The organism is Gammaproteobacteria bacterium, from assembly GCA_035546635.1.
GTDB lineage: Bacteria > Pseudomonadota > Gammaproteobacteria > JAURND01 > JAURND01 > DASZWJ01.
The window spans coordinates 1-22,484 of sequence record DASZWJ010000044.1 but is presented as its reverse complement, the minus strand read 5'-3'; the positions used below and the strand labels follow the sequence as shown (position 1 = coordinate 22,484).

The 22,484-nt window shown below is 42.0% G+C and carries 24 protein-coding genes; 11 read left to right on the top strand and 13 right to left on the bottom strand.

What is annotated here, in order from left to right:
* Positions 1 to 31: 31 nt before the first annotated feature.
* Positions 32 to 310 (top strand): hypothetical protein, encoded by a 279-nt coding sequence (locus tag VHE99_11680; GenBank protein ID HVV69670.1) that lies wholly within the window; start codon positions 32 to 34, stop codon positions 308 to 310.
* Positions 311 to 365: 55 nt separating this feature from the next.
* Here the strand turns inward: VHE99_11680 and VHE99_11675 are convergent, their stop codons facing one another.
* A complete protein-coding gene (locus VHE99_11675) occupies positions 366 to 701 on the bottom strand; it encodes a hypothetical protein (GenBank protein HVV69669.1) in 336 nt (111 codons plus the stop codon).
* A 450-nt stretch (positions 702 to 1,151) separates the two neighbouring features.
* Here VHE99_11675 and VHE99_11670 point away from each other — a divergent pair, with 450 nt between their 5' ends.
* Positions 1,152 to 1,595, top strand: coding sequence for a universal stress protein (locus VHE99_11670; GenBank protein HVV69668.1), 444 nt, complete (start codon positions 1,152 to 1,154; stop codon positions 1,593 to 1,595).
* Between the two features lie 165 nt (positions 1,596 to 1,760).
* Here VHE99_11670 and rsmB read toward each other — a convergent pair whose 3' ends face one another.
* A complete protein-coding gene (gene rsmB / locus VHE99_11665; GenBank protein ID HVV69667.1) occupies positions 1,761 to 3,062 on the bottom strand; it encodes a 16S rRNA (cytosine(967)-C(5))-methyltransferase RsmB in 1,302 nt (433 codons plus the stop codon).
* A 192-nt stretch (positions 3,063 to 3,254) separates the two neighbouring features.
* Between rsmB and asd the strand changes: the two genes are divergently transcribed.
* A complete protein-coding gene (asd, locus tag VHE99_11660) occupies positions 3,255 to 4,109 on the top strand; it encodes an archaetidylserine decarboxylase (GenBank protein ID HVV69666.1) in 855 nt (284 codons plus the stop codon).
* On the opposite strand, the gene thpR is transcribed toward asd, so the two are convergent.
* Positions 4,087 to 4,662 (bottom strand): RNA 2',3'-cyclic phosphodiesterase, encoded by a 576-nt coding sequence (thpR, locus tag VHE99_11655; GenBank protein ID HVV69665.1) that lies wholly within the window; start codon positions 4,660 to 4,662, stop codon positions 4,087 to 4,089. The genes asd and thpR overlap by 23 nt on opposite strands.
* A 128-nt stretch (positions 4,663 to 4,790) precedes the next feature.
* On the opposite strand from thpR, the gene VHE99_11650 reads away from it, so the two are divergent.
* Both VHE99_11650 and VHE99_11645 read left to right on the top strand, forming a co-directional pair.
* Positions 4,791 to 5,834: a hypothetical protein gene (locus VHE99_11650; GenBank protein ID HVV69664.1), complete on the top strand. Its 1,044-nt coding sequence runs from the start codon at positions 4,791 to 4,793 to the stop codon at positions 5,832 to 5,834.
* 229 nt (positions 5,835 to 6,063) lie between these two features.
* Positions 6,064 to 7,041: a DUF2807 domain-containing protein gene (locus VHE99_11645; GenBank protein ID HVV69663.1), complete on the top strand. Its 978-nt coding sequence runs from the start codon at positions 6,064 to 6,066 to the stop codon at positions 7,039 to 7,041.
* 84 nt (positions 7,042 to 7,125) lie between these two features.
* On the opposite strand, the gene VHE99_11640 is transcribed toward VHE99_11645, so the two are convergent.
* The 3 genes from VHE99_11640 to VHE99_11630 form a co-directional block, all read right to left on the bottom strand.
* The gene (locus VHE99_11640) at positions 7,126 to 7,671 is read right to left on the bottom strand and encodes an OmpA family protein (GenBank protein HVV69662.1); all 546 of its coding nucleotides are present in this window, start codon (positions 7,669 to 7,671) and stop codon (positions 7,126 to 7,128) included.
* 94 nt (positions 7,672 to 7,765) lie between these two features.
* Positions 7,766 to 8,008 carry a cold-shock protein gene (locus tag VHE99_11635; protein ID HVV69661.1) on the bottom strand — a complete coding sequence of 81 codons (243 nt, stop codon included), beginning with the start codon at positions 8,006 to 8,008 and terminating at the stop codon, positions 7,766 to 7,768.
* 321 nt (positions 8,009 to 8,329) lie between these two features.
* Positions 8,330 to 9,196, bottom strand: coding sequence for a hypothetical protein (locus tag VHE99_11630; protein ID HVV69660.1), 867 nt, complete (start codon positions 9,194 to 9,196; stop codon positions 8,330 to 8,332).
* Positions 9,197 to 9,430: 234 nt separating this feature from the next.
* Between VHE99_11630 and murI the strand changes: the two genes are divergently transcribed.
* Positions 9,431 to 10,246, top strand: a complete 816-nt coding sequence (gene murI / locus VHE99_11625) for a glutamate racemase (GenBank protein ID HVV69659.1) — start codon at positions 9,431 to 9,433, stop codon at positions 10,244 to 10,246.
* Between the two features lie 9 nt (positions 10,247 to 10,255).
* Entirely contained in the window at positions 10,256 to 10,894 is a 639-nt protein-coding gene (gene pyrE / locus VHE99_11620) for an orotate phosphoribosyltransferase (GenBank protein ID HVV69658.1), read from the top strand.
* 54 nt (positions 10,895 to 10,948) lie between these two features.
* Here the strand turns inward: pyrE and pyrF are convergent, their stop codons facing one another.
* Positions 10,949 to 11,728, bottom strand: a complete 780-nt coding sequence (gene pyrF, locus VHE99_11615) for an orotidine-5'-phosphate decarboxylase (protein HVV69657.1) — start codon at positions 11,726 to 11,728, stop codon at positions 10,949 to 10,951.
* A gap of 141 nt (positions 11,729 to 11,869) precedes the next feature.
* Positions 11,870 to 12,550 carry a hypothetical protein gene (locus VHE99_11610; GenBank protein ID HVV69656.1) on the bottom strand — a complete coding sequence of 227 codons (681 nt, stop codon included), beginning with the start codon at positions 12,548 to 12,550 and terminating at the stop codon, positions 11,870 to 11,872.
* 1,004 nt (positions 12,551 to 13,554) lie between these two features.
* Here VHE99_11610 and VHE99_11605 point away from each other — a divergent pair.
* Complete coding sequence (locus VHE99_11605) at positions 13,555 to 15,867, top strand: penicillin-binding protein 1A (protein HVV69655.1); 2,313 nt, start codon at positions 13,555 to 13,557, stop codon at positions 15,865 to 15,867.
* A gap of 70 nt (positions 15,868 to 15,937) precedes the next feature.
* Here VHE99_11605 and ubiA read toward each other — a convergent pair whose 3' ends face one another.
* Entirely contained in the window at positions 15,938 to 16,819 is an 882-nt protein-coding gene (ubiA, locus tag VHE99_11600; GenBank protein HVV69654.1) for a 4-hydroxybenzoate octaprenyltransferase, read from the bottom strand.
* Between the two features lie 89 nt (positions 16,820 to 16,908).
* Entirely contained in the window at positions 16,909 to 17,406 is a 498-nt protein-coding gene (locus VHE99_11595) for a DoxX family protein (GenBank protein HVV69653.1), read from the bottom strand.
* Between the two features lie 234 nt (positions 17,407 to 17,640).
* Between VHE99_11595 and VHE99_11590 the strand changes: the two genes are divergently transcribed.
* The 3 genes from VHE99_11590 (at position 17,641) to VHE99_11580 (ending at position 20,047) form a co-directional block, all read left to right on the top strand.
* Entirely contained in the window at positions 17,641 to 17,910 is a 270-nt protein-coding gene (locus VHE99_11590) for an ankyrin repeat domain-containing protein (GenBank protein ID HVV69652.1), read from the top strand.
* A gap of 206 nt (positions 17,911 to 18,116) precedes the next feature.
* On the top strand, positions 18,117 to 18,848 hold the full coding sequence (gene dapB, locus VHE99_11585; GenBank protein ID HVV69651.1) for a 4-hydroxy-tetrahydrodipicolinate reductase: 732 nt from the start codon (positions 18,117 to 18,119) through the stop codon (positions 18,846 to 18,848).
* On the top strand, positions 18,848 to 20,047 hold the full coding sequence (locus tag VHE99_11580) for a class I SAM-dependent rRNA methyltransferase (GenBank protein HVV69650.1): 1,200 nt from the start codon (positions 18,848 to 18,850) through the stop codon (positions 20,045 to 20,047). Before dapB ends, VHE99_11580 begins: the two co-directional genes overlap by 1 nt.
* A gap of 140 nt (positions 20,048 to 20,187) precedes the next feature.
* Here the strand turns inward: VHE99_11580 and VHE99_11575 are convergent, their stop codons facing one another.
* Genes VHE99_11575 through VHE99_11565 form a run of 3 tightly spaced genes read right to left on the bottom strand, consistent with a single transcriptional unit; the run spans position 20,188 to position 22,309 of the window.
* The gene (locus VHE99_11575; GenBank protein HVV69649.1) at positions 20,188 to 21,207 is read right to left on the bottom strand and encodes a hypothetical protein; all 1,020 of its coding nucleotides are present in this window, start codon (positions 21,205 to 21,207) and stop codon (positions 20,188 to 20,190) included.
* The gene (locus VHE99_11570; GenBank protein ID HVV69648.1) at positions 21,204 to 21,386 is read right to left on the bottom strand and encodes an ATP-binding protein; all 183 of its coding nucleotides are present in this window, start codon (positions 21,384 to 21,386) and stop codon (positions 21,204 to 21,206) included. The genes VHE99_11575 and VHE99_11570 overlap by 4 nt, the downstream gene beginning before the upstream one ends.
* A complete protein-coding gene (locus VHE99_11565; GenBank protein ID HVV69647.1) occupies positions 21,332 to 22,309 on the bottom strand; it encodes a PAS domain-containing protein in 978 nt (325 codons plus the stop codon). The genes VHE99_11570 and VHE99_11565 overlap by 55 nt, the downstream gene beginning before the upstream one ends.
* Between the last annotated feature and the right edge of the window lie 175 nt (positions 22,310 to 22,484).

Here is a 22,484-nt window from a genome sequence, read left to right as displayed (position 1 = left end):
ACAGCATAGATAGCAGCCGAGGAGAAACGCTATGGTGAATATGACAAATGATTGGCCTACCCAACAAGAAGATATGCAAACTGCTTCTTCTATCGTCGATAAACATTCTGCAAACAATGATGGTGAACCTTTAGGGTTTTTAGAGGTAATTGTTTACCGTGGTGAAAAAGGCAAAGTTGAACTAAAAATGCCTGATTGGATTTTGGAAATTCAATCTTCATTTCGTGAGCAATACGGGCATGAACACGGGCATGCAGTGACTAGTAAGGTGTTAACTAAGCTGTTACTGAAGAATGAAACAGTGCATTAACTTTTTACATAAATAGCGCCGCCCCAAAAGAGCAGGGTGGCGCTATTTTTTATGATTATTTAAATCTATTTGATTGCGATGATGAAGTAGGTTTATCTGCTTCAAGCCCACTATCCTTCGTTTTTATTGGCTTGTCTTCAGGCCGTTTAAAATAATCAAAAATTAATCCTCCTTCCTCTCTTCTTTTAATTTTTAGCGCTGAAGCGTCGTGTGAAAATGTTATCGTGTCATCATCATTTTTTAAGTAATAACCAAAATCACCCGCTTTTTTTATGGTTTTAGTTGATATTGGTTTGGTGGCAATTTTACTATAGTCCCGAATAGTAGAAACCGAATATTCCGATGTTTCTTCCTTTTTTCTTAAATTGAATTCATTATCTTGGCTAGACATAAAAAACCTCTCTCGTATTAAAATTAATAAATTTGTGAAAAGTATAAACAAAATTTATTAAGAATTTATTAGGGAGGCGGAAATGCAATTTACGATTAAATAATAATATTATTTAATTTATTCTTATTTTTATTATTATGTTCCTTTTTTCAGTTGATATATCCGTTTATGTTATTAAAAACATAGACTTATTTAAAAATTCCTTTGTTGGTATTACCTCATTTTCTTGTGGATAGTTTGTTTGTAACTTAAATAGTTCTGAAAGCTATTCCTTTATACTCAAGTTGTTCACAGGATATTGCCAGGTTTTTTATGCAATACCTTTGAATCTTATGTCTGGTTGAAATTTACGGCATTTCCCTGCTAATATGCTATACAATGTGATAAACCATTTACCTCAACCTAGGGGTTAACCTAGTCCTAATAATTCAATCGGGGAGAAAAAATATCATGACGGAATATAACCACATTCTGGTCGCTGTAGAATTAGATACCACTTGTGATGATCTGCCGGTAAAAAGAGCGCTTGATCTGGCCAGACAGTTTAATGCTAAATTAACCCTGATCCATGCAGTAGAGCACATGAGCAGCTATGGCGCAGCTTATGGTATTGCAGCTGGTGCAGATATTGAAGAGATGCTGCTGGATAATGCCAAAGAAGCGATGACTAAACTTGGTGGTAATCTTGGTATTCCTGATAGCCAGCAAGTTATCAAAATCGGACCGGCGAAACTGGTCATATTGGAAGAAGCAGAACAAAATAACGTTGATCTAATTATCGTCGGCAGTCACGGTCGTCACGGCGTGCGTTTATTGCTGGGTTCTACGGCCAATGCAGTATTGCATGGTGCTAAATGCGATGTATTGGCGGTTAGGATTAAGGAAGGGAAATAGGAGCTGTCATTCCCGCGTAGGCGGGAATCCATCCCTTGAGAAGCACACAGTACGTCAGCATTTGCACCTAAATGTACCAGTCAAAGAAGTTTAGCTGATACGTAAGTTAACTGCCTTGCCTAGATGGATTCCCGCCTACGCGGGAATGACAGGCAGGGTGAACAGTTAATGTTTTTTAACGAGGCAAGCATAATAGAAACCATCCATACCCTGCTCTCCTGGTAATATCTGTCTGCCAACAGATTTAGCTAAACCCCAAGAGGCAGTTATTTTTTGTTCCTCCGCAGTCAATTCCTCACGTAAAAAACCAAGTACTACTTCTTCATTTTCTTGCGGTAAAATCGAACAAGTCGCATACAATAGCAAACCACCTGGTTTTAATAATGGCCACAAAGCTATTAGCAACGCCTTTTGTTCTGCGGCTAATGCTGAAATATCTTTGGCTTCGCGCAGCAATTTAATGTCCGAATGGCGGCGGATAACACCTGTTGCTGAACAAGGAGCATCCAGCAGAATTCGGTCAAATAGTTGACCATCCCACCATGTCGTCTGTGCGGCATTGGCGACTTGCCATTGAATTTGTTTAGGTAATTGCAGCCGTTGCCAGTTTTGTATCGCTTTATCTAAGCGTTCTTCATCTTCATCTACCGCCACGAGTGCAGCGATGTTCGGTTGCTGCTCTATGATATGTGCGGTTTTACCACCCGGTGCGGCGCAGGCATCCAGCACCCGCTGTCCAGGCGCCAGCATCAGCAGGCTAGCTGCAAGTTGTGCTGCACTGTCTTGTACAGAACATTGCCCTGCTGCAAAGCCAGGCAAACGGTTGACATCTTGGGGCTCAGTCAGTACGACCCCCTGGGGGGCGAAAGGTACTGCAAAAGCATTAATGCCATGAGCTGCGAGGAGAGTAAGATAATCATCACGACTGATTTGGAGCGCATTGACCCGTAAGCATAAGGGTGGGTGTTGGTTGTTGGCAGTTAATATGCTCTCCCAAGCATCGGGATAGGTTTGTTGAAGCATCTTTATTAGCCAGAGTGGGTGGGCATAGCGGCTCACAGGGTTGGCGTCGAGTTTTGTTTGTAATGTTTCGTGGTTACGCAAGAAATTCCGCAGTACTGCATTGATAAGCCCCGTTGCCCAAGGTTTTTTTAGATCTCTTACTGCATTTACGGTTTCAGTTACTGCTGCATGATCGGGGATGCGCAAGTAAATAATTTGATAAAGACCAATCAATAGTAGGTTACTGACATCGGCGTCCTTGGCTTTAAGCGGTTGTTTCATTAATTCAGATAGTAGTGCTGTCAGACGAAAGTACCAGCGCAGTACGCCATAACAGAGCTCTTTAATCAGCGCGGGCTCGGTTATTTTAGGTTGTTTATCTATTAAAGATAATGCTGAAGTCAGGGAGCGGCCATTTTCAGTGACTTCAGTTAGAATTTTAGTGGCGATGGTGCGTGGATTCATAAAGGGTCTTTGATAATTTTAGGGTTTTTTAGTGAGAATTAAAAAATCTTTGCTCTGTGTCAAAAATACTAAGAAAGCACATCATGCCAATAGAAGCTAGCTTCAAGGGAGTCAATTAGGGCACAATGTTTGTAGGGTAACTGCTCCCGCTTAGATTGTCATTCTCCTTATACCCTATCAGGAAAAAACCACGTGTCAAAATCTCTTTCCGTTTTCTGGCAATATTTATTGCCGCAGCATTGGCTATCACGTTTGATCGGCAAGCTGGCGCATAGTCGTTGGCCTTGGTTAAAAAATCAGCTGATTACACATTTTATACAGCATTATCAGGTTGATATGAGTCAGGCTCTGGAGCCTGACCCTACTCGTTATGCCGATTTCAATGCATTTTTTACCCGCGCATTAAAACCCGGGATACGTCGTATTGATGATGCTCCGTATTCGCTGGTTAGCCCAGTGGATGGTTGCGTAAGCCAGGTAGGAAGAATACAGGCAGGCCGTATCTTTCAAGCGAAAAATTTTTATTTCAGCTTGGTGGAATTGCTTGGCGGGTCTGAAGCGCGTGCTCTACCTTTTTGGAATGGGCATTTTGCTACTTTTTATCTCGCGCCCAAAGATTATCATCGAGTGCACATGCCGGACAGTGGCAAATTGGAAGAAATGGTTTACGTGCCGGGTCGATTGTTTTCCGTCAATCGTCAATCGGTAGAAAATATCTCAGGGATATTTGCGCGTAATGAACGTGTCATCAATATTTTTAATACCTCAAGTGGTGCTATGGCAGTGATATTGGTTGGCGCTATGATTGTCGCCAGTATAAAAACAGTTTGGGCAGGTACGGTCGCACCTGGAATGGGTAGAGAAGTTCAAAGTTGGCGTTATATAGGATCGGATATTCAGCTGAACAAGGGCGAGGAAGTGGGTCAGTTCCAATTAGGCTCAACGGTGATCGTGTTGATGGCTAACAGTGAAATGCGCATGGATACGAGCTTAATCCCGGAACAGCCGATTTTAATGGGACAGCCTATTGGTTTTCTGCCAAATTAAATTTTTTTACTAGGGTATAGATGCTGCCTTCTGGCTTAGTTTCACTTTGTAGTAAATGAATATATTTTACTTTAAATGGTGAAAACTCTGGCAGCGCGTAATCTTCTAGCAGTAATGGCAAAGATATTTTCCCACCGCGAGCTCGGCCTAAGGTGATGTGGGGGAAAAATGGGCGGGGTTCGGGGGTGAATCCTAGGGAAATCAAGGATTGTTCAAGCGTTTGAAACAACTTCGCCAGTTCGAAAGTGATGGGGACTGCTAGAGCAATGATTCTGGGAAATTTTTTGGGAAGCGTCACAAGCTGACCCATAGACAAGGAGAAAGCAGTCAAGTTTTCTATCTGCGATTCGATCAGTTTGATACAGTCAGGAATTTTTTCAATTTTAGTTGCGCCAAGAAAGCGCAATGTGACGTGCAATTTTTCAGACGGAGTCCATTTTATTTGATGGCCGGTTTTATGTTTGTGTAAGGTTTTGATGGTATTTATGAGTTGTATTTGTAGTTCATCACTGAGTGGTATAGCAAAAAATAGGCGTTGGGTGTTAGGGGGCATTTAGCATTCCTCGTGTTATCCCCCTGTTTCAAATGGGGATACTGGTTGTATTGTATAAACAATCTACAACATGTTACCATGCCGCACTTTTAGAGAGTTTATAATAATATAACTAGGGTGCTGGTACGATGAGATATTCTTTCCGATTGCTTGCTTTAAGTCTTTTATTTATTCCTTTCGCACTAGCAAGTGCAAACACACCAACGGCTACTTCTTATAATGACCAATCCTTACCTGTTTCCGTTCTTGATAGCCCAGAATTAATGCCAGAGGTATGGTTGGGTGGTAGTAATAGCAGTGTCTATGGCTTTGTAGCGCATAGCCAATATGCCAATTACTTAAGCCCAGAAGATGCGCTTGCGCTGCAACTCGATTATGGTTCTCGACAATTTCGTATGGGTTTGAGTTGGGCGCATGAATTAAACGAACAACAGCGTTTGAAAATTTCTGTTCAGCATCTTTCACAAGATAATAATTTTGATTTTGTTACTGGGACGGATCACCAGTTTATAGGGCAGAATTCCGCAGGAATTGCTTATGAGTATGCTCTACAAAGGCGCTTTCTCGAAGCCATACATGTCAATGGTTATTATTTTAGCGCTAACAACGGTAACTTGGATAATGTTACTTATATCACACCCGCTGGGAAGTTTGTTGATAATCGGACTTTAATTGGTGGAACAGGGGGCGGTTTAGGTATAGGTCCACGTTGGAAATTGTGGCCTGGCAGTCAGATAGAGATGACACTAGGTTACGATACCGTGAATTTTGATACGCATAACCAGGCTGCTAAAAATAGCTCAGGATTTGGGCAAAATCTCTATTTCACTCAGAGAATTGCTAAGAACCTCGCAGTAGAGCTAACCGTCAGTCGCCGTCAACCTTATAAACAGTATGGCGCCAGTGTTAATTGGGCTTTTTACCAAAAACCTGGCCGGACTTTAGGATTGCAAGTCCAGGCTAGCCATCTAGACAGCAATGTATTACCGGCTGGCAATGAAAATATTGTTGGGCTTAATCTATTTTATCAATGGGGTGGCAATAAAGACCGTGGAAATGCACTTTGCTTTAAAGGCGATACATCCTGTGACCTGTTGAATTGGAGTGCGCGTTCAGCGGCTTATATGCCAGGAGTTTTTGTACAGCAAGATGAATCAGTTGTGTTAAAATAGATAGATTGAATAAAAGTTAGTTGCCGCAAAATAAAAAAATGGCACGTCGTCCCGGCAGGAAGCCGGGATCCAGTTCACCAGGATGTGAAAGTTTTGCTTCCCGCGGCCTTTCTCCCTGCTTCCTGCCGGGACGACGTGCGTTTTTAAGTTTTGCGGCTGCGACTAATTAGAACACTCCCCACTTCGACCATAGGGGAAAATTTAAAATTTATCCAAGAGTAACAAGGAAATGAAATATTTTTGGAAGCTTGGAATTATTAGCAGCATTTTGACTTTGCTGAGTTATGCTGGAATGGAGCCGGCATTTGCCAAAGTTGACTATGAACGTTATAACGTTCCTTATTCAACGCCCACCTCTAAAACGACCCCTACCCCCCAAACGGCTCCTCCTGTCAAGAAGACAACGACAGTAAAAAAATCGACGAGCACTTCGCATCATAAAAAAGCCACTACATCAGCCCCAACCTCAGAGCCAAATATTTACTCGAAAAAAGTGATACAGGAATCACGTCAGCTGCCTTACTTTTCTGCTATAGATATCTCGGGTCCATTTAAGGTGGATGTGGCAACGGGTAATGGACGGCAGAGTGTGGTTTTAACAGGTAATGTCAATGCGGTACCCAGAGTCACCTCTAGAGTCATTGGCAATACCTTAGTCATACGCATGTTACCCTCAAAAACCGGACAACTCGTGCCGCCCTACAATCCACATGTGGCTATACAAATCCATATGGTCGACGGCTTGACCACTGTGGCAGCAGGAGGGTCAACGCAAGTTTACGGCACAGGAATTTCTAGTTCTCGATTGTCATTAAATACCTCTGACCAGGGGAGTATTTATTTAAGAGGTAATCTCATAGTCTATGAGATTAATTGCAATTCTTCTGGCATCATTGATGTAGCACTTGGCCACTTAAGAGGTATAGGTGTAGGAGGGGCTGGGAGTGGTATTATCCGCATCACGGGTTCTGTTGATATGCTAACAGCGGTATTGGGAGGGGCTTTGCGTCTTGATGCGAAAAGGCTCCGAGCGCAGCAAGTTTATGTGACGACTTGGGGGAATGCTTGTGCAGAGGTGTTGCCGGTGATCGCCTTGTATGCATTTGCGAGGGATATTAGTAATATTTTTTATTATAAAGAACCGCAGGTAATGTCAGGTAACTCTAAAGGTTCAGGGAATATTTTGCGATTGGCTAATTGGCCTTAAAACAGCAATTTCCATTTTTCCTTCTCCCCTTGTGGGAGAAGGGAAAAAGCTAGGGCTAATAGAGGGAAAATGAAAATTGCTAAATTAGGGCGCAACTATTTCTATACGGCGATTCGCCGCCGCGCCATCAATGGATTTATTACTCGATACTGGGCGGGTATCACCGTAACCCAGAGCCGTAAGATTAGTTAAAGGAATGCCTTGTGACCACAAATAGGCGGCAATGGTATCCGCTTGTTGTTTAGAACGGCGCAATTTGCCTTGATCTGTGCCTACATTGTCAGTATGGCCGCTAACTGTAATCGGCGTATTTCCTCGGGTGCGCAGCAGTACTGCGACTTTATTTAAAACAGGAATACAGGCGGGAACAATTTCAGTAGTGCTGGTACCTTTAAAAAAATGATCCACTCCTAAAACAACCTGCATTTCATGCCCAACGAATATAATTTTCACCCCTTGTGTTCGCAACTGGTCAATCAAGCGCGACTGATAATTCATATCGATAAATGGGGTTTGGGCCGTGACTACCGTTCGGGCAGTAATGAGATCATTTGCCTTGCTAGTGATAGCTATTATTAAGAGAATCACAGTTAAGACAGCGGTTTTTTGGAATATCTGACGAAGGTGCATGGTTGAATACATTCCCTGGTACTGTGCATTCTGCACAACGATGATGTGGGTAAATAAAAAGGGCGTCTAAGACGCCCCTTTTTTTCAAGATGATTTAGTCACCTTTATCGTCATTGCCACCATCAATAACGACAACATCTTCTGCCTGTAGACCTTTTTGTCCCTGGATTACAGTGAATTTAACGCGTTGGCCGTCCGTTAAAGAGCGATGTCCTTCACCGCGAATAGCGCTAAAGTGTACAAATACATCCTCACCTTTGGTTCGCTCAATAAAGCCATAGCCTTTAGCATTATTGAACCACTTAACGGTGCCGATTTCACGATTATCTACTGCCATAAAAAACCTCTTATTTCAATTTAAAAAACTACACGCCCGTTGGAACGTAGCTGCACTCTAGTGGGAGTGGATTAGTTGCCACAGGACGCCTGATGCAAGAATAGTGATCTCCCACATCAACACTTTCTATAACGGGGGGGACAAAGGTCAGTCTGACCGGTTTGACTTCTTCTTACACAGATAATTATCTAATAAAAAGCCTCATATTGTCCAGCGCAGTGTCTATTTAAATGCTAAATTTACTGACTTTTAAGCTAATTGAGATAGCGATTTAAGCGATTTGGCTTAAATAACTGCCATATACAGGGTTACGAGGGAGAATTATGGTGTGTATCCTTGTGGTTCTGATTCGTCTGCTTCCGGCGCATCTAAATCTTTAGAAAATCCAGGAATACCTGGACCTAAATATTCTATGATGGTTGTTTTTACTTGTTCCGGCAATGCTGTTTTAGAGGATGTGAGTTTGGAGGAGGCACTCTTTAATTGGTGTTTTATTTCCCAGCTATGGTCCCGATCTGAATTATATTGTTTTACATCGGCTATTAATTTTTTTGCAGTTGGATTCAAGCCTAAATCTAACAAATCTAACAAGTCAGTTTGTTGTTCTTTATCAAATATCCCAAGCTTAGAAATAAAATTTTCATATGCTTTTTGATTTTCTTGAAATTCATGCCGATGATCCTCTGGGCATAATTGGTTCATTAATAATTTAACCGGCTCTGTTGATGATTGAATGAGAGATTTGATAAAGTCTTGGTAGCGTGGGTTAATTATAAGATGGCCTCCATTAAGCAAACCTCTAATTGATATTCCATCTCCCCCCATAACGGAAAAGATGATATTTTCTGGGCAAAGCGTGTCTAAATAGACTTTGGGATGACCATGCATAGGGGCATCGATAAAGAGATTCGCGCCATTAAGTTCTAATAATTGCACCGGTACAATAGCTAGTGAAAGACTTATGCTTTTATTTGTGGGTAGAGCCGTGCAAATGCCACCGCGTTTCAAATATTGATTTTGAGACAGATAAACAGATGCTTCAGCAGAAGGATGATTTTGTCCAATATGTTCTATTAATTGAAATAATGGTAATGGTGGTGCCCAACCATTTGGATAATAAAGCAAAACCAGACATGTGCTTTGTGGTTCAGCCTCTTTAGCGCGTTTTTTTTCTTTAAAAAATTCCATGATTAACCTCATTATTTATCTTAGTTAGTTGGATTGTAACTGCTCGCATCTTATTTAGATCGTCGTCCCAGCATCTATACCGGGACGATGTGCAAGTAGTTACGTTAGATTGTATTAAATTGACTGATCCATACAATACAACTAAGGTAAATTGTAACTAAGCCCCCCCTTTTTAAAGGGTGAGCAGTTACGGCAAATTTATGTTAAATTGTTGGTTTTTACGAGTAAAATGAAATGTCTACAGAGAAACAAGCCATAGGCGTTTTTGATTCCGGGATTGGCGGAATGACGGCTTTGCATAAATTGGCAGAATTGCTGCCGCATGAGAATTTGATTTATCTGGGTGATACTGCGCGCGTGCCCTATGGTAATAGATCTCCTGAAACTATCCGACAATATGCACAACAAAGTGCCGAATTTTTACTCCAGCACTCTGTCAAATTTATGTTAATTGCTTGCAATAGCATCTCTTGTGTTGCGCTTTCTGACATTGAAAATTTATCACCTATACCCGTGATGGGAGTCATCAAGCCGGCAGTGGATGCGGCTTTAAACCGCCCAAAATGCCACCGCATAGGCATTATCGGAACTCGCGCTACCATACAAAGCCGCGCCTATGAAATTGAAATCCACAGTAAATTAAATTCCGATGAAGAAGTTTCTATTTATACTATGCCATGCCCATTATTTGTTCCGCTGGTCGAGGAAGGATGGCATCATCATCCTGTGGTCTACACCATTGCTAAAGAATATTTACAACCTCTAATTGAGGCGAAAGTAGATACGTTAATTTTGGCGTGCACCCACTATCCTTTGTTAAAAAAAGTCATACAAGAGATCATGCCTGACGTTCACTTGGTGGACTCCGGGGAAGAGGCAGCCATACGGGTTGCAAAACATATTACTTCCGATAAAAATCAGGATCAAACATCCAATCGCAAAGGTAAGATAGAGTGTTATTTAACGGATTTGAGTCGGCATTCCTTAGATTTTTCGCAACGCTTTTTAGGTTTAACTAAAGAAAATATACATGAAATTTCAGTAGGTTGAGGAATAGAAATGGAAACCTATCAAAGAGAATTTATAGAATTTGCCTTGCATTATAAGGCGCTGTTATTTGGCGAATTTACCTTAAAATCGGGGCGCAAAAGTCCTTATTTTTTTAATATGGGCTGTTTTAATACGGGTCAAGCGATTGCTAAATTGGGCTGGTTTTATGCCACAGCAATTAGACAGGCGCAAGTAGAATACGATGTATTATTTGGACCGGCTTACAAGGGTATTCCATTGGTGACGGGAACTGCTATCGCCTTGGCTGAACATTATGCTGTTGATAAACCCTATTGTTTTAACCGTAAAGAAGCAAAAAATTATGGAGAAGGCGGCATGATTGTTGGGGCGCCTCTTGCCGGGCGGGTGCTGATGATTGATGATGTCATCAGCGCGGGAGTGACTGTACATGAAGTGATTCGTATTGTACATGAAGCAGGGGCTAGTCTTGCAGCTATTGCTATTTCGGTAGATCGGCAAGAGCGGGGCATGAATCAGCAGTCGGCAGTGGAAGAGGTCGAACAGAAGCACCATATTCCCGTCATTCCCATTATCAGGTTAAAGCATGTGCTTGAATATTTAAAAGAGGTGGGTAAGGATTCACAATTGGAGCGGATGCTGGCATATCGTGCGCAATATGGGGTGTAATCTTTTTCTCTACTTTATCCCCTCTCTCCTTGTGGGAGGGGGTTACAGTGCGAGTCAGATGCTTTTTTGCCTCTTTTGATAAGCCCTCCACCCTAGTTCGCGGTATTTTGCCGCTTCAGCCTTAGGATCATTAGCCTGATAAATCCCCCGCCCGACGATAATCACATCGCTATGGTGCTCTAATATAGCCGTTTCAGGAGAAATATATTGCTGTCCCAGCATGTCGCCACCTGCAGTTAAACTTACCCCAGGGGTGCAATGAATGAATGCCGGATCATCAGTCAAACGATGTTGGGTGATAAAACCGCAAACAAAATCTTTATGCGCTAATGCCATTTTCAAAGTGCTTTGCTGATAATCCGCATTCATCAAATGACCGCTAGAACTCATTTCTGCAATTAACAGCAGGGCATTTCCCCGAGGTAGTCCCACTTCTTTTAGTCCATTGATAATTCCTTCTCCAGGTAAAGTATGCGCGTTGGTGATATGTGCCCAATCCGCGATACAATACATGCCTTTGCCATATTGCCCTTTGACAGTATTGCCGATATCAGCAAATTTTCTGTCTTCAAAGATGAGAAATTGATGTTTTGTGGCGAGGTCTGTTAAAGCTTGAATAACGGCCGGAGTAAAGTCTTCCAACAAATCAATGTGGGTTTTTAACATGCAGATTTCAGAGCCGGTTTTATCGGCTAGGTTTAATAACTCTGTGCTGCGAAACGCATCGGCGGATACGGCTAAGTTAGTTTGTTTTTGTTCGATTAGTGATAGTAGTTTTTTTGCAGTAGGGTTGGGACAGTAGGGAATGCGTTCAGCGTAGGAGAGTGTTTGCATGGGTGTCCTTTTTTGGCTGTCATCCTGAGCGAAACGAAGGATCTCCTTATGGTGGCACTACAAGCTATGTTGATGTCACTATAAGGAGGGCCTTCGCTTCGCTCAGGATGACTGGCTGTAGCGCCTTTGGCGCTAAGCCAGTCACTTAGGATCATGCCGCCGATGCCAAATAACCGGTGCAGCACTTAGTAATTCCAGGTCATAAAGCGTAGGAGTAGCTACAGACGTATCCGAGTTAGTGCAGATCAAAGTGAACAAACCAGGTTTAGAGCCATTTTTCACTCTACGCAATAAAATCTCATTATTTGCTGTTTCTACAATACAGTCATGATTCAGGGTGCGTGTAATATCTTCCTTAGTTTTCCGTTTGCCAGCCACATAATCGCCGCGTGTATAATAAGGTTCCATACCATCATCTGCAACGACCAGGTCAACGACATTGGTGTTGAGCTCACGGAAAGTGAGTAATTCTTGAATAATCGCTTTATCTTCAGGTAAAGCCGCTTGGGGGACTGGAGGAGTTTCAGATGCCGGAAGGTTTAAATTGGCAGGTTGCGGAGGCGAGCCTACACCATACAAAAGCCAATCAGCAGTACAAAATATCCCCTCTTTTTGTAATACTGGAATAACGCGTTGCACACCTCTTTCGGTTAATCCACCGGCTTTAGCTGCTTCCCAAGATTGGATGGTGCTGGCGCTGATGCCGTATTTATCTTCAAGTCCATTACGGGTAAGTCCGGCCATCATGCGCACAGTTTTGAGGCGTTTGCCGCGTGCCAGAGGGCTAGATTTAGGATCATTATTTTGGTGTTTATTTGGCATTTTTCACTCATTCATATTTTAATCAATGCTCCCCATAAGCTAGCTGTGGGGTCTAAAAATCCGTTATTAAATATCCGTAAAATGTCTTGTGTATTCATAGTTTATTCTCTAAAATGAAGCTTATATACATTTCTTGCTTCATTTAAGGATGATACTGCCATGTCTAACTAAAAATTCCACCGAACAGCTGAAAAGCTAAAGCCGTAGGGCGTGTTCCCACTTGGACAGACAGCTATTGGCGAGTCTCTAACTTAGCCTGTTGCCCATACAATCAAAAATGTTTGGACAATTTATTTTTCTGCCTGTGACGTAAAACAGCAGAAATAAAAAGCTGTCTTCCACTTGGGGCCCTAATTTTTTTTAGGCCTTTTAGGGCTTACGACCTCGCTCGGCATTGCTTTTTTAAAAAAACCACGGAAAACCCGTGTAAGTGCCGCTCGAACTTGTAAATTTAACATAATTTACAAGGAGATGCTTTATTGGCCAAAAATAATATCATTTCAATGTGGAAATTGGTAAGGGTATTTTGTATATTTTGAGTTAAAAATGTGAATCTTCTATTACAGCCTTTGCAAAGCGAAGGACACAGTTTCCCTTCTCCCCTTGTGGGGGAAGGTGCCCGAAGGGCGGATGAGGGGTGAGTTAGAATTGGCTTTTAGTGTAGTTACTGCAAGCTTAGCTTTCCTTCTCCCACAAGGGGGAAGAGGGGTAATTTGATTTGGCTTTTAGTTAGAGCTACTGCAAACTAACCCCTCATCCGCCCTTCGGGCACCTTCCCCCACAAGGGGAGAAGGGAAACTGTGTCCTTCGCTGCGCGAAGGCTAATATAGAGCCAATAAAATTCACTACTTTGACACGAGATATTGTGCTAAACTCCCCAAGATACATTGCTGTTCGTCTGTTTTAAATTATGATATGAAAATGACACCGCGTTTTATTCCTTCTTTTACTCCTGTGCTTCTGTTCTGATGAAATTCCTTCGTTATATTGCTAGACATATGTTTATGACGCTATTAAGTCTACTTTTTAGCGTACTTATTCTTGCGGGTTGCGTTTATTTCTACATGGTGTTCCAACTCCCTGATGTGCAAACCCTAAATGACACTCGATTACAAATTCCTCTACGTATTTACTCTAGCGATGGGCAATTAATTGGTGAATATGGTGCGATGCGGCGTAATCCTGTCACATTGCCTGAAGTCCCAAAACCGTTGTTGCAAGGCTTGATTGCCACCGAAGATCAGCGTTTTTTTGAACACCCTGGTGTCGATTTCATTGGCATCCTCCGTGCTGCCCGTGAATTAATCATAACGGGACAAAAAAGCCAGGGCGCCAGCACGATCACCATGCAGGTAGCGCGTAATTTCTTCCTAACACCGGAAAAAACCTTCAGCCGCAAAATCAATGAAATCTTGTTAGCGCTAAAAATCAATAGCACTTTCAGCAAAGAAAAAATCCTCGAACTCTACATCAATAAAATTTATTTAGGGCAGCATGCTTATGGCGTATCAGCTGCTGCGCAAATTTATTATGGAAAATCACTCAATGAATTAACGCTGGCAGAAATGGCGATGATTGCTGGATTACCGCAGGCGCCATCCAAAGAGAACCCTATCACCGACCCCAAAGCCGCTAAAGTGCGTCGCGATCATGTATTGCAGCGTATGTTGGAGTTGGGCTATATCAGCAAAGATGCTTATCAACAGGCAGTATCATCACCTGTGGAAACTTATTACCATGGTCCAAAAACCACCGTATTGGCGCCTCACATGGCAGAAATGGTGCGCAATGTGGTCTATCAACAATTTGGTGATGATGGCTATACCAATGGACTGTCAGTCTATACGACGATCAATAGCACTTTGCAGGCGGCTGCCAACGCAGCTTTACGCAATGGCCTAGTGGATTATGAGCGGCGTCATAAGAGCTATCGCGGTGCGGAAAGAAATTTAGGCCATGTGCCGGCGCGCCTTGGCATATGGCAAGATAAATTATCGGATATCCCCATTGAGAATGATTTGATTCCTGCGGCGGTCATGGAAGTTGCGGGTCGCACGATCAAAGCGATGCTAGTCAATGGTGGGGTAGTCACGATTCCCTGGTCGGGAATGGCCTGGACACGTCGCAAAGATGCCGCTCATGTTGCGCGCGTAGGAGATGTTATCCGTGTGGTTCAGCAAAATGGTCAATGGCAATTGGCACAGACTCCCAAAGTGGAAGGCGCAATTGTAGCGCTGAACCCTGATGACGGTGCGGTTTGGGCGTTGGTCGGCGGTTTAAAAGATTCAGAAACCGGCCTTAATCGCGCCATTCAAGCCAATCGCCAACCCGGCTCTAGTTTTAAGCCATTTATTTATGCTGCGGCATTAGCTAAAGGTTTTACATTGTCCACCGTCATCAATGACGCACCCATTGCCATTAATGATACCGGAGATCCTAATAATCTATGGCGGCCAGGAAATGATGATGGCATATTCCACGGTCCTACTCGAGTTAGATTAGGATTAGTCCATTCCTATAATGTGTTGACGGTGCGTTTATTACAGCTGGTTGGTATTCCTTATGCCTTAGATTATATTTCTCGCTTTGGATTTGATAAGAGTGTATTGCCACCCTCACTGTCACTGGCATTAGGCACTGCGCAGGTGACGCCATTGCAAATGGCAGCGGGCTATGCCGTGTTTGCCAATGGCGGCTATCGCATTAACCCTTATTTTATCCAGTATATTAAAGCAGCTGATGGCAAAATAGTTTATGCGGCACATCAACCGGTCGTACCAGGCTCACAGACAGCCACCGATCCCGCCAGTCCTCCCGCACCGCGCGCAATTGATGCGGATATTGCCTATTTGGTTACCAATGTTTTGCAAGATGTCATAAAACATGGAACGGGCTATGCGGCAACTGTATTGAAACGTGATGATCTCGCAGGAAAAACTGGTACCACTCAGCGCCAAGTAGATGCTTGGTTTTCCGGTTTTAACCGGCGTATTGTCACCACCGTGTGGGTGGGTTATGACCAGCCCAAGCCTTTATACGAACACGGTGCTCAAGCCGCCTTACCTGTTTGGATAGAGTTTATGCGAGCGGCATTGACAGGCACCCCTGAACAGACGCTTTCACCCCCGGATGATATCGTGACTGCACGCATAGATCCTGATACTGGACAGTTGGCGGCTGACCCAGACCAGAATGCCATTTTTGAACTATTTAAAGCGGATAATTTGCCTAAGGAGGGAGATGGCGAAGATGGTAGTATGGATGCTGCAGATGCGGACTCAACCGATGGTACGAATTCTGAGGCAAGAATTTTTTGAGGGATCGTACTTAACTTTCGTACAGGAAGCTAAATTTCTTTTGAACAACAGCCTACAAACAAGCAGCATATCAAGTTGGAATTAAATAATTTAACCATAACCCCACCAAGATAAAACACCCCGCCCATTGGCTATTAACAAAAGCTTGAAAACAGCGTTCTGGTTTTCGATCTCTAATTAAATATTGCTGATAACCCATCATCACAGCCGCCGCGAATAAGCCTAAATAATAATAAAATTGGTACGAAAGACTGATGCCTAGAGCAACCAGCAAAAGCAACAGGAGTGTATGCAGTGCGGCGACCATTTTAATATCCTGATTGCCGAATAAAATGGCGGTGGATTTTATGCCGATACGTAAATCATCCGGCCGGTCCACCATAGCGTAAAGCGTATCGTAAGCGACAGGCCAAATGCAGGCAATAAGAAATATCAACCAGCCAGTTGTTGTAACTGTCCCGATGGTAGCGGCAAATGCCATTGGCACTCCCCAGCTGAAAGCAATACCCAGCACTAATTGCGGCAGATGTGTGAAGCGTTTTAAAAAAGGGTAAATTATCGTGATAATCACCGCCGGAATCGCAAGTAGACGCGCTGATGCATTTAACGGCCAAAGTAATCCAGCTGCTAAAACACATAATACGGCAAACAAAATTAAAGCTTCAACTGGAGTAACTTCCCCACTCACAATAGGGCGTTTACGGGTACGCGTCACTTCACCGTCAAAATGTCGATCTGCAAAGTCGTTAATCACACAACCGGCAGAACGCATCAAAACCACCCCACAAATAAATACCAGCGTTAACTTAAGCGAAGGTTTACCTGCTCCCGCGATACACAATGCCCAAAGCGTTGGCCAAAGTAATAACAAAATACCAATAGGACGGTGCCAGCGCATAAGTAATGCAAAAGCTTGCAATTTGTTGGTGAGTTTTTTAAGCGGTAAGTGCATGAGGCATTTTAGAAAATTTATTTAATTAAAAATCGACTCAGAGCAAATGGCTCACCCCCTTTTTTAAAGGGGGTGAGAACTTGTCCACATCAAGCCACAGGATCACGCGTTTCTTTTAATTTAGTATCCGTGGCGGCATGCCCAAATTTCCGCTGCAGCAAATAGTCTAAAGATAACTTACCTGAGCCATAAAACATCAGCATCATAATTAATAATCCCCAATTAATATGTTGCTGCAGGCCGGCATAACCGACAGCTGTTAACAGATAAGGATAAGATATCACGGCGATGATGTTATAGACAAAAAGCACGAAATACATGAAACGTCCGCCTAATCCCAAAACTAACAAAACTGGCCAGACTAACTCAATAAAAGTTGCTAACACGGCAGCTAGCTCAGGTGGCAGAAACGGAACATGGTATTCATAAGTAAATAATGTAACTGTGGATAACCAGGTCTGTATTTTTACCAATCCAGCACTGAAAAAAATATGGGCTAACCATAAACGAATAAGCAAATGCCCAATTGGCACAAAAAAATTGTTAATTGATCCTAAAAAACCAAAAAACCTTACAACATTTTTCATAAACATAAAGTTTCCCTCTCTTTTTTAGCGCCCTCCCTTGGCATGAAAATGTTTTTGATTTAGTCATATATCTAAAACTTCCTTGTCTTGCTTAGCGAAAGCAGACCATTTCTTTCAGTCTAGCATATCCCTGGCAAATTGCTGTATTTATAAAATTTCGACTGACATTGCTCCCCAAAAGCGTTAAAATTTCCTAGCATTTTTAATAATTTATAAATCCAAATTGGGGGAAATATGGAGTATTTCATAGAAGCAGTAAAAGCGGATGATGCAGTTCGTGTCGAAGAACTATTGCACTCCGGGATTCATCCTAATCAATATGAAGATTCTGCAATGGTGACACCGTTACATTTTGCTGCCCAACATAATTCTTTGCAAAGTGCCAAAGTATTGATAAGAGCTGGTGCAGAAATTGATGCGGAAACTGCAGATGGCGTTACACCCATTGAAGTGGCGAGACTGTATTTTCATGAAGATATGATTGAGTTATTATTAAATAATTAGACAATTTATTTTTAACAGGTTCATTCATCGTTAGCATTAAATCTTTCGCTCCACGCTCACGTCGTCCCACTGACATTAAGTTAAGCACTGTATCTCCTCTCCCCTTGTGGGAGAGGGTTAGGGAGAGGGGGTTGCGGTGTAACTTAATGACAGTGGGACGACGTGAGCGTTGGAGAGAAGGATTTTATTTTTTTGGGATTAAGTAAATGGCAATACGTATATTAGTCAATGGCGCTTCGGGTAAAATGGGCGCAGAAGCTTGTATGGCTATCAAAAATTCACCTGGTTTGCAGCTGGTGGGTATGGCCGGTAGAGGCGATGATTTGTCCAGTATGATAAAAAATAACCAGGCGCAAGTTGTCGTCGACTTTACCATCGCAACCACAGCTTTTGACAATGCAGCAAAAATTATTGCAGCAGATGCGCATCCAGTCATCGGCACTAGCGGCTTATCACCAGATCAACTCGCTCTGCTGACACAACGTTGTGCTGAAAAAAAACTAGGTGGGATAGTTGCACCGAATTTTTCCATTGGCGCTGTGTTGTTGATGCGCTGTGCGAAGGAATGTGCGCGTTATTTTCCTGATGTGGAAATTCTCGAATTACATCATAACCAAAAAATAGATGCGCCTTCTGGAACAGCACTGCACACGGCTGAAATAATTTCTGCCGTCAAGGCAGAAGTACCCGTCAATCCTGCTGAAAAAGAACTGCACAAAGGTGCAAGAGGCGCAAGGTATCAAGGTATTCCTATTCATTCTATACGTTTGCCAGGTTTAGTTGCGCACGAAGAAGTGATTTTTGGTGGCATGGGACAAACATTGACATTGCGTCATGACACACTGAACCGTTCAGCTTTTATGCCCGGGGTTTGTCTTGCCTGTCATAAAGTCCTTGAACTTGAAACACTCGTTTATGGATTAGAGCATATTTTGTAATGAGCTTCCTGCCTGTCCCCGCGCCCTTACGTCTAAAAAAACGCGAAGATACCCGTCTGCAAATGGGACATCTGTGGATTTACAGTAACGAAATTGATGTCGCCCAAACGCCGCTTAAACATTTTCAACCAGGACAGCTTGTCGTTATAGAACGTCATGATGGCAAAGCCTTAGGATTAGGATATATCAATCCGCATACACTGTTGTGCGCACGGTTGTTGACCTATGGTGTGGCACTCACTTTCGATCAGACGGAGATTGCACGGCGCATACAACAGGCATTGGCATTGCGCACGGCACTTTTTTCTAAACCATTTTATCGCTTGATCTATGCAGAAAGTGATGCTTTGCCTGGTTTAATTGTTGACCGTTATGATGACATACTGGTGGTACAGATCACCACTTATGGTATGGAATTATTACAAAACCAAATTATACAGGCACTCAAACAGGAGATTAATCCACGCGCGATTTTATTACGTAACGATCATGGTATGCGCGCGGTGGAGGGTTTGCCTGAATATGTGCAGGAAGCCTATGGACAAGTCCCAAAGATTTTGACGCTAGAAGAAAATGGCGTAGCTTTTTCGATTTCTCCTTGGACTGGTCAAAAGACTGGCTGGTTTTACGATCATCGCGAAAATAGAGCGCAATTATCGCGTTATGTTTCAGGTAAGCGGGTATTGGATTTATTCAGCTATGTCGGTGGTTGGGGAATACAAGCTGCAGTCAATGGCGCTAAAGAAGTTTGCTCAATCGACAGTTCATCTCAAGCACTGGAGATGCTACAGACTAATGCGGTATTAAATCACGTGCAGGATCGTGTTTATACTCGGCAAGGAGATGTATTTGCACAATTAAAAGCCTTAAATGACAGCGCCGAAAAATTCGATGTGATTATTATTGACCCGCCGGCTTTTATAAAAAAACGTAAAGATATAGCCGCAGGTTTAATTGCATATCAACGCGTCAATGAACTAGCCATGCGCTTGTTACAAAAAGACGGCTTTTTAATTTCAGCTTCTTGTTCGCAACATTTTACGAAAGAACAATTAATTCAATCTGTGCAAGCAGCGGGCGTAAAGCACAAGCGCTTGATACAGATTGTGGCACAAGGACATCAGGCCGCAGACCATCCGGTACATCCGGCTATTGTAGAAACGGATTATCTGAAGGCGGTGTTTTGTAGAGTGTCTTAAATGAACAAAACTGATTTAACTCCCAGTTCTTTAGCCTGTTTTTGCAGAGTTAAAGAGCATTGAAAATGCTCTACCCTTATGATAGGTTGTATTTGTGGTTAGTTATAAACTTTCTTTAGCACTCAAGTTGCTTTATCTAGCTACTTAATATGTTGAGCCGATAAGCTACTCTTTAAATACTCATTAAACGACAGAATTTTATCTTTGTTTAGTGGAAAGCCAGGGAGGTTATTTGCTAAAGCATACCTGTATTTTTTTTCTCCAAGAAGTTCTTTTGCTGGGTATAGATATTTTTCCCAATGGCCTTGCGTAGCATCTACGTATTCATCAAAATCATTAAAATACGAAATTTTCTCTCCATTTTTTATTGGGTTAACAATTTCCATTGGCGCACCTTCTGCTTCTGCCTGCTGGGCAAATTCCAATGTTTCATCTTCTGATCTAACTAATAGCCACGTCGGCGAAGCATTATGATCGAGGATTAAGAAGCTACCGGAAGTTTCTATTAAGTAATAGCTAGGGATAGATATACCAGCCAAAATATGATTGAAAAATTTAATAAATGCAGGATCAAAAAAATAGAATTCAGATTGTAGAGATAGTGATTTTAAAATAATATCAGATAGACCATGAAAATACTTTTTTCGTAAATCCTGAATACTCTCGTTTAGAGTTTTTTTTAACGACTGGGAACCCTTAGGTATAAACTTATCTATAATTCCATCATTAAATAATTTAACTGCAAACGCTTCATCGGCTTGTCCGGTTAACGTGATTTTCTGTATAGGAATATCAACTAATTGTTCGAGGAGGTGTGCGCCATTCATTTGTGGCATAGAGTAATCAACCACTACGACAGATACTTCTTCGTATGGATTTTTATTGTAGGCTTCTTTGAAAATAGACGAAATGTTAAGGTTCATCGGGTACTGACCACCTTCCAAGGAGTCGTCAGTGTTTAAAGTGATGGCGTGTGAAAGTAATTTATTTTGAGATTTTAATTTTTTTAAATCGTTTAAAGCTCGTAAAGGGTCTTGATATGTTTTGTAGTGTATATCTGAATCTAATTCAAGCGCGGTATTTTTTAAAAATATTTCATCGTCATCTATTATGACAGCAGTTGTGGGGTAATAGAGACAGGGTAATTCAAATTTTTTCATTGCTGACTTCCTTTTTCATTAACGTTTGGGAAACTAAGGCTAAACTGCGTAAACTCACCATATTTTGACGTGCAACTTATATGCCCTTGGAACATTTCCATTACCATCTTACAAAATGGTAGCCCTAAACCAGTTCCATTAGTGGTGGTGGTATAAAATTTCTCAAACAATCGGGACATACCATCTTCAGGTATGCCCTTTGCGGTATCTTTAAAGTATAATATATTAGCATTATTTCCATTTTCGCACATATGGTAATGTCTCCTTTTCCCTCGGCTTCAATGAAATATAGGGCATTTTTTAGGAGATTAAACAGAATATGAATCATTAACATCTTGTCTCCGTTAAATGAGAAATCCACATCGTGATTCCATTTTATTAGCGCCATTTCTTTTGATTTAAATGGGTAACGGCGTATGGCTTCGTCTACACATTGACTGATGGAATTTATTTGGAAGTTAAAGGGAGATATTCTATCTTGTTTAACGTTCATTAAAATGATGTTAATAATGGTATTAGAGTAGTTTGTTTCTGATTCAATATCGTCTAGTAACGTCGATAGTATTTCGTAGTGGTGTGGTAGGATAAAGTCAACTGGAAGATTATGCTGTTTTGCCATTTCATAACCATCAATGAGAGAGGGTAAGTACTTCCTAACACCACTTATACCCATCTCGATAGCTGAAAGTGGTGTGCGCAGCTCATGGGCTACGTTGGCACCGACAGATACCATGCCGGCGACCCGTTCTTCTGCTATTTTTAGCTTATCTTTTGTATTTTTAAGCTCAGTAACATCGACAGAAATACCTACCATCCCAATTGTAACCCCGTTTTTATTTTTTAAAGGTACTTTTTCGCTTAGCATAGCGACGGAGTGATTGTTAATTATTACGGTTTCTTCGACAGAAATACCTTTGCCAGAATTGATTACAAGGAGATCATTTTCTCTGAAAATTTCAGCTAATTTTTTATCATGAGTCAGATCGAAATCTGTCTTTCCAACTATTTCATTTCTATCATTAAGACCAAGATTCTTTGCCTGTAGGTTATTACATCCTAAGTAAATTCCATTCCTATCTTTCCAATAAACATGTCCTGGTATTAATGCAATAATTTCTTCTAATGTTTGTTCATTCGTAAACCCCTAATAATCCCACCTAATAACCACGCATCAAACATTTAAACTCTCCTCAAAATATAAAACATTTTGGAGAAATATATGTCCACAAAACCAGCGCCATTTATTGAGCTAAAAACACCATCCACTTTAAAAAGAT

Excerpts from the sequence above, each read along its gene's own strand:
- VHE99_11645 (HVV69663.1), top strand. The coding sequence starts at position 6,064 with ATGAAATATTTTTGGAAGCTTGGAATTATTAGCAGCATTTTGACTTTG.
- VHE99_11590 (HVV69652.1), top strand. The coding sequence starts at position 17,641 with ATGGAGTATTTCATAGAAGCAGTAAAAGCGGATGATGCAGTTCGTGTC.
- thpR (HVV69665.1), bottom strand. The coding sequence starts at position 4,662 with ATGCCCCCTAACACCCAACGCCTATTTTTTGCTATACCACTCAGTGAT.
- VHE99_11575 (HVV69649.1), bottom strand. The coding sequence starts at position 21,207 with ATGAAAAAATTTGAATTACCCTGTCTCTATTACCCCACAACTGCTGTC.
- VHE99_11640 (HVV69662.1), bottom strand. The coding sequence starts at position 7,671 with ATGCACCTTCGTCAGATATTCCAAAAAACCGCTGTCTTAACTGTGATT.
- VHE99_11630 (HVV69660.1), bottom strand. The coding sequence starts at position 9,196 with ATGGAATTTTTTAAAGAAAAAAAACGCGCTAAAGAGGCTGAACCACAA.
- rsmB (HVV69667.1), bottom strand. The coding sequence starts at position 3,062 with ATGAATCCACGCACCATCGCCACTAAAATTCTAACTGAAGTCACTGAA.
- murI (HVV69659.1), top strand. The coding sequence starts at position 9,431 with ATGTCTACAGAGAAACAAGCCATAGGCGTTTTTGATTCCGGGATTGGC.
- VHE99_11635 (HVV69661.1), bottom strand. The coding sequence starts at position 8,008 with ATGGCAGTAGATAATCGTGAAATCGGCACCGTTAAGTGGTTCAATAAT.
- VHE99_11670 (HVV69668.1), top strand. The coding sequence starts at position 1,152 with ATGACGGAATATAACCACATTCTGGTCGCTGTAGAATTAGATACCACT.
- pyrF (HVV69657.1), bottom strand. The coding sequence starts at position 11,728 with ATGCAAACACTCTCCTACGCTGAACGCATTCCCTACTGTCCCAACCCT.
- VHE99_11675 (HVV69669.1), bottom strand. The coding sequence starts at position 701 with ATGTCTAGCCAAGATAATGAATTCAATTTAAGAAAAAAGGAAGAAACA.
- VHE99_11570 (HVV69648.1), bottom strand. The coding sequence starts at position 21,386 with ATGTCCCGATTGTTTGAGAAATTTTATACCACCACCACTAATGGAACT.
- dapB (HVV69651.1), top strand. The coding sequence starts at position 18,117 with ATGGCAATACGTATATTAGTCAATGGCGCTTCGGGTAAAATGGGCGCA.
- ubiA (HVV69654.1), bottom strand. The coding sequence starts at position 16,819 with ATGCACTTACCGCTTAAAAAACTCACCAACAAATTGCAAGCTTTTGCA.
- VHE99_11595 (HVV69653.1), bottom strand. The coding sequence starts at position 17,406 with ATGAAAAATGTTGTAAGGTTTTTTGGTTTTTTAGGATCAATTAACAAT.
- VHE99_11605 (HVV69655.1), top strand. The coding sequence starts at position 13,555 with ATGACGCTATTAAGTCTACTTTTTAGCGTACTTATTCTTGCGGGTTGC.
- VHE99_11650 (HVV69664.1), top strand. The coding sequence starts at position 4,791 with ATGAGATATTCTTTCCGATTGCTTGCTTTAAGTCTTTTATTTATTCCT.
- VHE99_11610 (HVV69656.1), bottom strand. The coding sequence starts at position 12,550 with ATGCCAAATAAACACCAAAATAATGATCCTAAATCTAGCCCTCTGGCA.
- pyrE (HVV69658.1), top strand. The coding sequence starts at position 10,256 with ATGGAAACCTATCAAAGAGAATTTATAGAATTTGCCTTGCATTATAAG.
- VHE99_11680 (HVV69670.1), top strand. The coding sequence starts at position 32 with ATGGTGAATATGACAAATGATTGGCCTACCCAACAAGAAGATATGCAA.
- VHE99_11580 (HVV69650.1), top strand. The coding sequence starts at position 18,848 with ATGAGCTTCCTGCCTGTCCCCGCGCCCTTACGTCTAAAAAAACGCGAA.